General features: G+C 68.7%; 9 protein-coding genes and 1 tRNA gene. 2 read left to right on the top strand and 8 right to left on the bottom strand.

The window, feature by feature from the left end; genetic code table 11:
• Positions 1-154: 154 nt before the first annotated feature.
• Together NR810_RS49380 and NR810_RS49375 are read right to left on the bottom strand one after the other, a co-directional pair.
• Positions 155-877, bottom strand: coding sequence for an immunity 52 family protein (locus NR810_RS49380; RefSeq protein ID WP_257463034.1), 723 nt, complete (start codon positions 875-877; stop codon positions 155-157).
• Positions 874-2,325, bottom strand: a complete 1,452-nt coding sequence (locus NR810_RS49375; RefSeq protein ID WP_257463033.1) for a restriction endonuclease fold toxin 5 domain-containing protein — start codon at positions 2,323-2,325, stop codon at positions 874-876. The genes NR810_RS49380 and NR810_RS49375 overlap by 4 nt, the downstream gene beginning before the upstream one ends.
• A gap of 916 nt (positions 2,326-3,241) precedes the next feature.
• On the opposite strand from NR810_RS49375, the gene NR810_RS49370 reads away from it, so the two are divergent.
• Together NR810_RS49370 and NR810_RS49365 are read left to right on the top strand one after the other, a co-directional pair.
• The gene (locus NR810_RS49370) at positions 3,242-3,673 is read left to right on the top strand and encodes a hypothetical protein (RefSeq protein ID WP_257463032.1); all 432 of its coding nucleotides are present in this window, start codon (positions 3,242-3,244) and stop codon (positions 3,671-3,673) included.
• Positions 3,670-4,110 carry a hypothetical protein gene (locus tag NR810_RS49365; protein ID WP_257463031.1) on the top strand — a complete coding sequence of 147 codons (441 nt, stop codon included), beginning with the start codon at positions 3,670-3,672 and terminating at the stop codon, positions 4,108-4,110. Before NR810_RS49370 ends, NR810_RS49365 begins: the two co-directional genes overlap by 4 nt.
• Positions 4,111-4,181: 71 nt before the next feature.
• On the opposite strand, the gene NR810_RS49360 is transcribed toward NR810_RS49365, so the two are convergent.
• The 6 genes from NR810_RS49360 to NR810_RS49335 all read right to left on the bottom strand — a co-directional run bounded on the left by NR810_RS49360 (position 4,182) and on the right by NR810_RS49335 (position 10,728).
• Positions 4,182-4,304, bottom strand: a tRNA-Arg gene (locus tag NR810_RS49360).
• A 127-nt stretch (positions 4,305-4,431) separates the two neighbouring features.
• A complete protein-coding gene (locus NR810_RS49355; protein WP_257463030.1) occupies positions 4,432-5,019 on the bottom strand; it encodes a thioredoxin family protein in 588 nt (195 codons plus the stop codon).
• A gap of 43 nt (positions 5,020-5,062) precedes the next feature.
• Complete coding sequence (locus NR810_RS49350) at positions 5,063-7,333, bottom strand: protein-disulfide reductase DsbD family protein (protein WP_257463029.1); 2,271 nt, start codon at positions 7,331-7,333, stop codon at positions 5,063-5,065.
• Between the two features lie 168 nt (positions 7,334-7,501).
• On the bottom strand, positions 7,502-8,743 hold the full coding sequence (locus tag NR810_RS49345) for a VWA domain-containing protein (RefSeq protein WP_257463027.1): 1,242 nt from the start codon (positions 8,741-8,743) through the stop codon (positions 7,502-7,504).
• Between the two features lie 53 nt (positions 8,744-8,796).
• Positions 8,797-10,434, bottom strand: a complete 1,638-nt coding sequence (locus NR810_RS52730; RefSeq protein ID WP_257463019.1) for an AAA family ATPase — start codon at positions 10,432-10,434, stop codon at positions 8,797-8,799.
• A 132-nt stretch (positions 10,435-10,566) separates the two neighbouring features.
• Positions 10,567-10,728 carry a hypothetical protein gene (locus NR810_RS49335; protein WP_204223040.1) on the bottom strand — a complete coding sequence of 54 codons (162 nt, stop codon included), beginning with the start codon at positions 10,726-10,728 and terminating at the stop codon, positions 10,567-10,569.
• Between the last annotated feature and the right edge of the window lie 225 nt (positions 10,729-10,953).

Raw genomic sequence — 10,953 nt, 5'->3', positions numbered from 1 at the left:
CTACCAGGCCATTCCCATGATGCCCGAAGACACGCTTCTGCCCTTGATGGCTCGATTCGTTGAATTGCTGGCCGAACAACCCGTTTTCCGGGAAGTTTTCGGTCCAATATGAGGGGATGGCTCAGGTACCAGGGAGCAACCTACGGCCATGCAGTCAACCTGCCGGCCAGGGCTGCAATGGCCGCAGCAACCCGGCCCGGTCCAGCAACTCGTGGACGCGAGCGGCCAGCGTGACGTGCTCCGGGTTGGAGGCGGTGAACCGCTCGGGAGTGAGGATGACGAGGGTGCCCTTGTCCTCCACAGGCTCGATGCGCACGGGGGCAGGCAGCGGGGGCACTGTGCCTCGCAGCCGCGAGAAGTACATCACCCACCCCACGAAGGTGCCTGGGTGTGGGAATCCCTTCACCGCCATCTGACGGTGCGCGTTGGACGTAGCGGTCCCCCATTCCGGCTCCCAGGCCAGGGCCATGGCACGCAACACCTCGGTCATCACGGAAGCAGTCAGGATCCGCTCCCCGACAGGACCTTCATCGAAGGGCTCGAGCAAGCAGTTGGATGGAAGTAGGGTTTCAGCTGAACCACACGCCGCTCCAGCGGAGGAGGTTTCCTCCTGGCTGTCGCCCGTCCACAGCCGGAACCTGAAGCCATCACCGCGCTGGTGCTCCTCTTGTGCGAACAGCTCCTGGAATCTCGCGGCGTTCGGCGTGAACTGGCGTTTGCGTGCCTCCTCGAAGGAGTCATCCGGCTGATACCAGTGTTTCCACGCCGGATCGCATTGATACAGGAGGTGGAAGAAATGCTCTGCGCGTCGTGCGCAAACCTCGACCGATTCGGACCGGGCGAGCCAGTAGGAGCCCGCGTAATAGGTTTCTATCATTGAACGGCTACTCCTCGTAGAGCCGGAGAAATATGGATGACCTCAATCGGGAGACCTTCTTTCTCGAAGAGCAGTCTGAGTGCACCCGCGAGTTTCTCTTCAGCGACGATCCACCGGATGGGTGTTCCATTGGCGGCTTTGAACTGGCGCATCGCCTGATCAAGCAGCTGGTCGCGCCCTTGGAAGTTCCCGAAAAATTCCAGCTTCTTATTGATCCACTGCGTGTAGCCGGGGCCCTTGGCCTCGAGGAGAACCCCCTGGTCGAAGCCATCGAAATCCACTTCCTTGTCACCCAATTTGACGCGATAGGCGTAGCCCTTGGGTGCCCCCGTCACCTGGGCTTGATAGTTCCGGGCGCTCTCGGACATGTACTCGTCCGTCTGGACCCATTGACCCGGGCCACCGGAGCGGGGCGGCTGAACCTGCGCGCCAGCATTGCTGCCTCCGTTACCCCGCGCTGCCATGGCCAAGGCGTTGGGGGCCAGCGCGAAGGTGACGCCCTCGGCGCTGAGGGCGACAGACTCCACCTGAGCCAGAGCCGGAGACGTGAAGCGGATGCCCAGCTGCGTCTCGGCCACCACCGCCGCCTGCCCGGCTCCTGGCAACTTCGGCAGCGTCGCCGCCATCCCCGAAGCCGTGTTCCCCATCGCCACCATCGCCAGCATGACGAACGCTCGGGCCGCCTTCTCCCCCATCACATTCCCGAACTTCTCTCCGGATGCGGAGATGGCATCGAAAGTGGTGGCTTGATCCACTTCCTTCATCAGCACCAGCCACCCGTCGATCAGCCGCCACACCGTGTCCCAGCCCAGGTAGGCGATGGCCCCCAGCGTCATCAGCGCGGCGATGCCCTTGCTCACCGGCTCGGGCAGCGCGAGCAAGATGGCGTACATGGTCAGGCCGCCCACAACTGTGGCCACCACTCCCTGGGGACTCACCAGACTGGCCAGTTCCTCCTTCATGGCCCCCAGTACCTTGCTGTGAGCAATCGCCATGGCCAGCGCGTACCTGGCATCCCCATCCAAGAAGGGCCTGTCCACCAGCAGGCGCAGGCAATCTCCGCCACCCCACGTGTGCTCACACCACAGCAGGTAGCGGCGCTCGATCTCCTCGTCCTCGGGCAACAGGCGCAGGTTCCTGGTGCTCCCCGGCTCCGAGGCCATGAGGCGCTGGCGCCCGCCCTCGTACCGGTACCAGCCGCTTCGCTCGGGAAGTCCGAATACCTGCCGGGCGTGCTCCAGGGGCCACTCGACTGAAGGCACAGCGGGGGTATATTGCGCGACGGCCTTCTTGAACTCCTTTTCGCTCACCGCCACCGGCCCCACATCGCGGCGCGGAGTGTGGACAATGGGCTCGCCCTGGCCAGTGTCCAAGCGGACGACGACCCTCGTTGAGGCGCTGCACCCGGAGAGCAACACGAACAGCAGCACCGCCCCCGAGCGCGGCATATGGAGCCTCCTGACCAGGGCTCCCGCGCGCCGGGAGCACAACAGGAGATTACAGGGGAGCCATGATATGCCTGTCAATCACGGGAGCTCGCGGACCCCTGTGCCTCGTGCGGCTGCTCATCGTCCTCCACCCTGACTGCTCCATCGTGCGACATACGTGCAACATGGATGGAGCCAGCTTCGAACCATCTGTCACTACCGAGTAAGACAGTGGAAGCGGCGGGAATCGAACCCGCCGCCTGGAACTCCCAGAGCGGGCTTGGAGAAGTTTCGTGGGAGCCTGGCGGTAATGAGGAAGAAGCCTGGGGGCGGGTCCTGCTTGTCCCCCGCCGGGTGCTCGGTCCGAGGCTTCTGGGTGGCGGGACGGAGAGGAGAGCGGGACTGGGCATACGCGAGCGGCTTCTCCAGCATCCGCCAAGCGGGCTCCTCCGGAAGGTGGCGCAAGAGGAATTCACCGGGTGGCATGAAGAGACAGGGCGTACACCTCGGGCGGCTCCCGTCTGCGGAAGGGCCGGGTTCGTTCCCCCTTGGGGAGTAGGTGGCCTCTCACCAACCCCGTGACTCCTGGAGCGAAGGGGTCATCTGGTGCAGGGAGAGTTCTCGGGGCTCGTGTACACCGGGAAGCCCCGGGAATGTGTCCATGCGCCCAGGCCTGAAACACCAGGTTCTCGCCTTGCTCCTGACCGGATGCGCCACCGGCGGCATTGGGTCCGCCCACCTGCATCAGGCCGCCAGGCTTCCCTCTCCTGCGCCGGCTCCCGTCCCCCAATTCCCCCATCCCGGATACACCCCGCCAGGCGCTGGCGCATCGGCGCCTGGACAGCCTTGGCGACCACCGGACGCACCGGTGGAGCGTTCACCGAACCGGCGGATTCTTCCTTCAACGCCAGGGCCGGGTCTCTGGGCTGCGGATGAAGTGGAAGCGGTCAAGCGGCCAAAATACGACGAGATGCCCGCCATGATCGCGGGTGTCCGACTTCCTTCACCGAAGGATGAGAGCACAGAGGCCACGCGCCGTTGCGCTGAAACCATGAACAACGCTCTTTGGGGAGCGCGACTTCACGAAGCCATGGCCCGACTTCATCCGGACGTTCGAGCATGTGTCGCTGCCCGCTTGTTCGAGTATTGCGCCATCCGTCGAGCATTCAATCTACACAAAAAAATCATGGAGGCGGGGGCCGAATCTTCCCGCGCTTTGGAACGACGCGAGGCGGCTGTAGGCGTTGCCGTCTTGTTTGCTCGGCGCACCTGCAACGAGCAGACATATCCACGCGAGGCGGCGGATATGTACAACAAAGCAGCCGATGAGTGGGCCAAACAGAACCGTATGGTGAAGGAAGAACCATGAATGAACCCCCTGATCCTCGATCACCGATGACTCCCGAGGAAGAGGAGGCTTTCGCCAGATGGGACGACTGCGTAGGATGCAAGGTCGCTCTCTACTGTACGAAAGCGTGGGCGGAACGCCGAGACTTCAACGACCTTTCCGCTGAACTCATGAACCTCGGCTCCCCAGCGCCAGATTCCGGGCACGAGTTCTGGCGAATCAAGTGGTCGTCAGGTGATGATGCACGGGAAGATGAACTGTTCGCGTGGGCGCAGCGCAAAGCACTTGAGTTGAAGCCAAGCGTCGCGGGTTTGGACTGGGTGACCCTGGCAACACAGCTCTATGAAGGAGACGTGGCGGAGGAAGCTCGTCGCTTGTTTCCGGATCCGGACTTGCCCGATGAGCCACACGTGGGCCCCGGGTTGGTGTTCTTCCACCTGCTGGGGTTGATTTCGTAGCCTCAAGCCCGAGCAGCACCGCGCCTCCTTGTTAGGAGTGGGGTCGACTCGAGGCGGCGGGCAACCTCTATTGGAATCGGCGGGATTCGAACCCGCCGCCCCCGAGCCGTGACCAGGCGCGGTTGAGTTGAGGATGGACTCGCGATGGGGTGGGGCTGGTGGGGGAGGCCTTATGCCAATGCCGCCCCAATTCCCTGTCCCAGGCAGCCAACTGTACGGCCACTGTCGGGGCAGGATCATGAGGCGGCCCCCAGGCCCCTGATACACGAAGGCCCCCGCGCCCGACTCGGGACGCGAGGGCCTCATAGCCACGGTGGGGACTCAGCTCTTGTACTTCACCGAGCAGCCGTACGGCTCGCTGCTGGAGGTCGGCACCGGCTTGCCGGAGAGGAGCGCATCCACCGCCGTCTTCACGTAGTTGGTGGTGCCCTCCTTCTTGTTGCCGCGCGGGTCGTCGTCGATGGCGCCCGCGTAGCGCACCACGCCCTGCTCATCGATGACGTACATGTGCGGCGTCGTCTTGGCGCCGTAGGACTTGCCCACCGTGCCGCTCGCATCCTGCAGCACGGGGTAGGTGAAGCCCTTCTCCTTCTTCCAGGCCGCGACCTTGTCCGGCGTGTGGCTCGCCGTGGAGTCCACCGCCAGCCACACCACCTTCTTGGCGTCGAAGCCCGCCAGCGTCTTCTGCATGGTGTTCGCCGTGTAGTGGCGCTGCACGAAGGGGCAGTCCGAGTTCGTCCACTCCAGGACCACGATCTTCCCCTTGTACTGCGCGAGCGAGTGCTCCTTGCCGGACTCGTCCTTGAGGGTGAAGGCCGGGGCGGGCTTGCCCACCTGGGCGGTCTCGGCGGCGAACGCCACCACGGGCATCATCACGGCGAGGGCGACTGCACTGATGAACGTCTTCATCCGGTCAGCTCTCCTGGGTGAGGGTACAGCGGAAGTAATCTCGCTACGTCGCGTCCGCTACGCGCTCCGCCGCGCGGCGCACGGCCTCGATGACGGTGTCGGGGGTGAGCAGCTCGGGCAGCACCTCGGGCTTGTCGGGCGCCGCGGGGCTCACCACCAGGTACATGGGCACGCCGGCCCGGCCGAACTCGGCCAGCTTCGCGCTGATGCGCTCGTCCCGCCGCGTCCAGTCCGCCACGAAGAAGGCCACCTTGTGCTGCGCGAACGCGGTCCGCACGTCCTCGCGCGTCAGCACCGTGCGCTCGTTGAACTTGCACGTGAGGCACCAGTCCGCCGTGAAGTCGACGAACACGGGCTGGCCCGCCTTCAGCGCCGCCGTCACCGCCGCATCGTCCCACGGCTGCGCCTCGGCCACCGCCGACGCCTTGCGCAGGGCCGGACCCGTCTCCTCGAAGCGCAGGGAGAAGAGTCCTCCCACCGCCACCACGGCCACCACCGCCACCACGCCCGCCACCTTGCGCCCGCCCTCGGCTCCCTGCGCCAGCCCGTACATCCACGCGCCCAGACCCACCACCGCGAGGAAGGCCAGCAGCCGCGCCATGCCGTCCACGCCCGTGAGGCCGCCCATCACCCACACCAGCCACACCGTGGTGCCCAGCAGCGCGAAGCCCAGCAGCTGCTTGCCGCGCTCCATCCACGCGCCCGGCTTGGGCAGCAGCTTCGTCAGCCCGGGCACCAGCACCAGCAGGCAGAAGGGCAGCGCCAGGCCGAGGCCCAGCATGAAGAAGGTGGCCAGCACCGTGATCGGGCCCGCCGCGAGCGCGAAGCCCACCGCGGTGCCCAACAGCGGCGCCGAGCAGGGCGTGGCCAGCACCACCGCCAGCACGCCCTCGCCCGCGCTGCGCGCCAGGCCATGGCTCGAGTCCACCTTCTCCACCAGCGCGGTGCCGTCCGTGCCCACCGTGAAGACGCCGAAGAGGTTGAGGGCGAAGGCCACCAGTACCGCGGCCACCGCCGCGACGAAGAGCGGCTCCTGGAACTGGAAGCCCCAGCCCACGCTGCTCCCACCGGCGCGCAGGGCCAGCACCACCAGCGCCAGCACCAGCAGCGAGCCGATGATTCCCCCCGCGTACGCCAGCGCGTGCAGCGCCACCTTGCCGCGCTCGGCGTGCACCGTGCGGGTGAAGCCGTACGCCTTGAGGGCCAGCACCGGGAAGACGCACGGCATGAGGTTGAGCAGCGCGCCCCCGAGGAAGGCGAAGAGGAGCACCAGCCCCAGCGACAGCGAGGACTCGGACGCCACGGCCGTACCCATCGAGGGAGGCGGCACCACCACGGGCGGGGCCTTCACCACCGGCGCGGCCGCAACGGTCCCGGGCGGGGCGGCCACCACGGGCGCGAGCGCCAGGTCCAGCGTCAGCGCGCGGTAGCCCGAGGCCGCCGTGCCCAGCCGAAGCACGCCCGCCAGCCGGGGCTCCTGCGCGGGCACGTCCGCGGCGGCCGTGCCTTCCACCTTGAAGGTGCCGGGCTTGCCCGCCACGGGCGAGAGCTCCACGCGCGCGATGCCCTTGATGCGCTCGGGAATGAAGAAGTCCTTCTCCACCATGGGCGCCGGCTGTCCCTGGGGCGCCGTCACGGTGAAGGTGCCCGTGAAGGGCTGGCCGGCGGTGAGCGGCTTCGTGTCGAGCGCGAGCGACACCACGTGGCCGGCGCTCTCGGGCGTCACCGGCACGCTCGCGCGCGCCGCGTCGAAGGCGGGGGCGAACTCGGAGTCCTTCAGTGTCTCGGGGCCCACCGGCACGTTGCGGGTGAGCATGAGCTGCGCGGGCAGGCAGCGCTGCTCGCACACCAGGATGTCCGACGCGGCCGACAGCTGCAGCGAGCCCGTCATCTGCTCGGACACGCGGGCCTCGGCGAAGAGGAGCACCTCCTCCCCGTAGCCATAGGAGGTGATGAAGCCGTCCGGGCTGCGGAAGGTGATGGGCAGCGGCCACTGCAGCTCGCCCACGGTGGTGCCCGGCGTGTCCCAGACGATCTCCGAGGCCAGCCCCGACTCTCCTGGATTCTTCCAGTAGATGTGCCAGCCCGGGTCCATGCGGAAGCGCACACCCACGCGGAAGGAGTCACCCGGCTTCACCTGGGTGACATCCGTCAGGAGGGCCGCCTCCACGCGAGGGTTGCCCTGATCCGGAGCGCCCGTCGACACCGCGGTGGCCGGCAGCTCCGCCCGTGCCACGCCCGCGCCGAGGACGAGCCCCAGCGCCGCGAAGAGAAGACCACCCCAGCTCGAACGTCGTACCCGATGCTGCGTCATGCGCCTCCCGTTAACCCACCGGCTCGCCGACCGCCAGCCTCATGCCTCCGGAGTGGCGCCCATCAACCCTCCAGACAGGCGGCCATTCCCGGGCGGAAACCCCGGTGGTGCAACAGGTACGCGGAAGGCGGTCCGCCGGTTACAGCTTCTGGGAGGACGGCCGGATGCTCAGTTCCTCGCCTTGCGCACGACCGGGAGCGCGGGCTGGACGATGCTCAACCCGGTGTGTGCGTCCGCGGCCCGGGCCCGGCGCACCCCGAGCGCCGACACGTCCCCGGACCGGCGCTCCACCGCCAGCCGCAGGTCCGCCAGCCGATCCACGTGGCGCTTCGCCGGCACCTGCTCCACCGACAGCCGCACCAGCTCGCGCAGGAACTCCTCGGCATGTGCCAGCGCATGCTCGGCCGCCGTCGGGTTGCGCCGCAGCAGCGCCTTCCACGCCGAGGCCTCCGCCGCCACCAGGTCCAGCTCCGCGCCCACCGCGCGCACGAAGCGGCCCTCGGGGCTGTCCGGCAGCACGCGCTGCACCGGCACCGTCACGCGCCGCGTGTCGCCCCGCTCCGTCCAGGACGTCGTCACCTGCAGCGACCACTCGGCCAGCTCCAGCTGCCCCGTGAAGAGCGCCCGGCGAGGGAACGCGTTCGAGAGCGCTCCCAACCCCACGCTCAGCGCGTCCCCCTCCGCGCGCGCCGGGTAGCGGTGGCGGCAGAGCAGCTCGGTGAAGCCAATGGGCCGCACGTGCAGGCGCGCCTCGGTGCCCACCTCGCCGAAGAGCTCGGCCACCAACGCCGCGGTGGCCACCGGCAGGCCCTCGGCGTCGTCCACGTGCGTGAAGCCCGTGCCCGCCGGCGTGGTGAGCGCCTCGAGAATCTCCGGCAGGTAGTGCCGCCCCAGTCCCATCGCGTGCAGCGTGATGCCGGACTCGGCCACCTTGCTGCCCAGCGCGCGGAAGTCCGCCAGCGAGCGCCGGCCCACCGACGGCTCTCCATCCGTGAGCACCAGCATCTTCGGGCGCGCCCCGGGGATGAACAGCCGGCGCACCGCCGCGGCGCCGGACTCCACCGCCTCGTGCAGCGCGGTGCCCTCGCCCGCGTCCAGCGCGGAAAGGCTCTCGGAGAGCTCCGCGCGCGCCTCGGCGTCCATGAGCTTGAGGGGGACGAGCTGCTCGGGGACTCCGTCGAAGGCGAGCAGCCCGAGGTAGTCCTTCGGCCCCGCGCGCTCGACGAGCAGTTGCGCGGCCTCCACCGCGGCCCCCAGTGGCGCGCCACGCATCGAGGCGCTCCGGTCCAGCACGAGGTTCATCGCCACGGGCGCACGGGGCGCGTCCGACTCGGCCTCCACGGTGACGAGCAGATGAACATCCCTACCGCGCTCACCGTCGCGCTCGACCGCCCAGGCCGTCAACTTCATTGCCTCAACCTCCGCGCGAGCGCCCCGATGGTGCCGCGTCGCCTCAGTATCGCCTACATGGCCCGCGCAGGCACAGCCCCGTCCACCCCACCGAACACCACGCGCCCATCCACCTTTTCCAGTAGGGCCATCTCGTCACGCGAGAATTCCGAGAGCAGCGCGGAAGACCCGGTGGTGACGAGCACCTGGGTCTCGGTGGAGGCCCGCCGCAGCAGCCCCGCGAGCACTGGCAGCACGCGAGGGTGGAGGCCCACGTCGGGACCGTCGAGGCCCAGGAGCGGCGGCTTCCGGGGTGACAGGCACAGCGCCGCCAGACAGAGGAAGCGGAGCGTCCCGTCCGAGAGGTCCGCCAGTGTCAGCTCGTCCCTCACACCCGCCTCGCGCCAGACGCCGATGACCGTGCCCGGCCCGCCCCGGGGTTTGACCGAGAGTGATTGGAAGGAGGGAATGGCCGAGCGCAGGTGTGCCTCGAGCTCGCGCCAGCGCTCGGGGTGCTCCACCATCAAGTGGAAGAGCACGGCGCTCAGGTTGGAGCCATCCACCGCCAGCAGGGGCTCCGGCTCCGAGGGCACGGGCCGGCGCATCGCCGAGCCCCTTCCGACCTCGAAGCCCGCATGGCAGCGCCAGCCGGAGAGGAACTCCCGGAAGCTGGCCACGACGCCCAGGGCGGGCTCGAGCTCCCCGCGCAGCGCGAGCTCGTCCGGAGGCACCGTGCGGGGCACCGGGAGCACCCGGGGCCGGGGCGGCTCCCACATCACGGTGCGGACCGTTCCCTTGCCGCCCTTGAAGTCGAGGAACGCGAACGGCTCCTGGCCACTCGCGTCAGGCTCCACCGGGGCGAGCCGCTCCGAGATGACGCGGGGCGCAACCAGGGGCCCGCCAAAACTCACCGTGTAGCGCAGGGCCCTGCCGGTGCCACTCGTGACGCACAAGGTCACGTGAATGCGCTCGGGAGCCCCCGAGTGGAACAGCCGCTGGCCGGCGCCGCGAGGCTCCAACCCGGACGGGAGCGGGTGCTCCGCGGCGAAGGAGAGCAGGGCCAGACAGTCGAGGAGCGAGGACTTGCCCGAGCCCTGTGCGCCGGTGAGGACGGTGAGCGCACCGAACCGCGCCTCGAAGCCCTCCAGGGCCCGGTATCCATCCACCCGCAACCCGGTGAGGCGGAGGGGCGGCTCCAGCGGGCCCTGGGCGACGAGCCGCGCGCGGACGGCCGCGAAGGGCTCCAGCTCCCCCACCGCGGGCGAGAGCTGGATGGCGCCGACGAGGCCCACGTCGTCTCCGAAGAGCGCGTCCGCGATGTCCAGCTCCGAGGCGAACAGCTCCAGGACCTGGGCCACCTCGGCCGCCGGAAGGCCGGACAGCACCCCGAGCTCCTCGGCGCTCCAGGCCTTGGCGCGGTTGCGCCGCCAGGCCTCCTTCAACGCGGGCAGCAACCGGTCGAAGCCCGCGAGCTCCGCCTCGGGACCGAAGCGCAGGAGCGCGCCGAGCGAGGGCCGGCAGTGTTCGGAGTGCACCCGCAGCAGGCCCGCTTCCAGGAGCGCGTCGAGCGCCTCCCGCGCCTCCCCGTGCTCGAGGCGGAGCGCTTCCACCGAGGGCCACGCGCCATGCCGCCGGCAGGACAGGAGGATGTCCGTGACGAGCCGTCCTTCCGGCGTCGCTCCAGGGGTGTTCGATTCGCTCGGGGACTCCACGCGGTGCGGGAGGATACACGGAGCCGCGGATTCCATCCCCGGAACGGGTGCCAGGCACCGGCTCGACAGGGCGCTGCGTCCTTCCGTGTGACTTCGCGCCCCCGCGTCATGCCCGACGCGGGGGCCGTGGTGCTACTCGGCGTCGTAACCGCCGTAGGCCTCGTCAGCGCCCCAGAGACGGCCACCGGTGGTGACTCGCACTGGCACGATGTAGCCGGACTCCTCGTCCTGGCCACCCAGCTCGACGTACTCCATCCCCTCGTCATCCATGTAGGTCGTCTCGTCGTGCACCATGGCTTCTCCTGGACGCGCCTCGGCTACCTCGGGTCTTCGGCCGTCTCCGGCTCGCCGCCCCGCGAGGGCGCCCCCCATCGGTCTCTTGGAGCCCACCCCATGTGGTGCCCCTCCGAACGCCTTTGACCGATTTACCGAACAGGGTGACCATTGTGGGCCGCCCTGTAAAGCCCTTGGGGCACGAACCAGCCGGCTACGTCGCGTAGTGCACGCCTGCTTGCTTTT

The organism is Archangium lipolyticum (assembly GCF_024623785.1).
GTDB lineage: Bacteria > Myxococcota > Myxococcia > Myxococcales > Myxococcaceae > Archangium > Archangium lipolyticum.
The sequence above is the reverse complement of the archived record's forward strand: the minus strand, read 5'-3'. Positions and strand labels throughout refer to the sequence as shown.

Coding starts and splice junctions, on each gene's coding strand:
- NR810_RS49365 (WP_257463031.1), top strand. CDS start 3,670: ATGAATGAACCCCCTGATCCTCGATCACCGATGACTCCCGAGGAAGAG.
- NR810_RS49345 (WP_257463027.1), bottom strand. CDS start 8,743: ATGAAGTTGACGGCCTGGGCGGTCGAGCGCGACGGTGAGCGCGGTAGG.
- NR810_RS49380 (WP_257463034.1), bottom strand. CDS start 877: ATGATAGAAACCTATTACGCGGGCTCCTACTGGCTCGCCCGGTCCGAA.
- NR810_RS49335 (WP_204223040.1), bottom strand. CDS start 10,728: ATGGTGCACGACGAGACGACCTACATGGATGACGAGGGGATGGAGTAC.
- NR810_RS49375 (WP_257463033.1), bottom strand. CDS start 2,325: ATGCCGCGCTCGGGGGCGGTGCTGCTGTTCGTGTTGCTCTCCGGGTGC.
- NR810_RS49355 (WP_257463030.1), bottom strand. CDS start 5,019: ATGAAGACGTTCATCAGTGCAGTCGCCCTCGCCGTGATGATGCCCGTG.
- NR810_RS49350 (WP_257463029.1), bottom strand. CDS start 7,333: ATGACGCAGCATCGGGTACGACGTTCGAGCTGGGGTGGTCTTCTCTTC.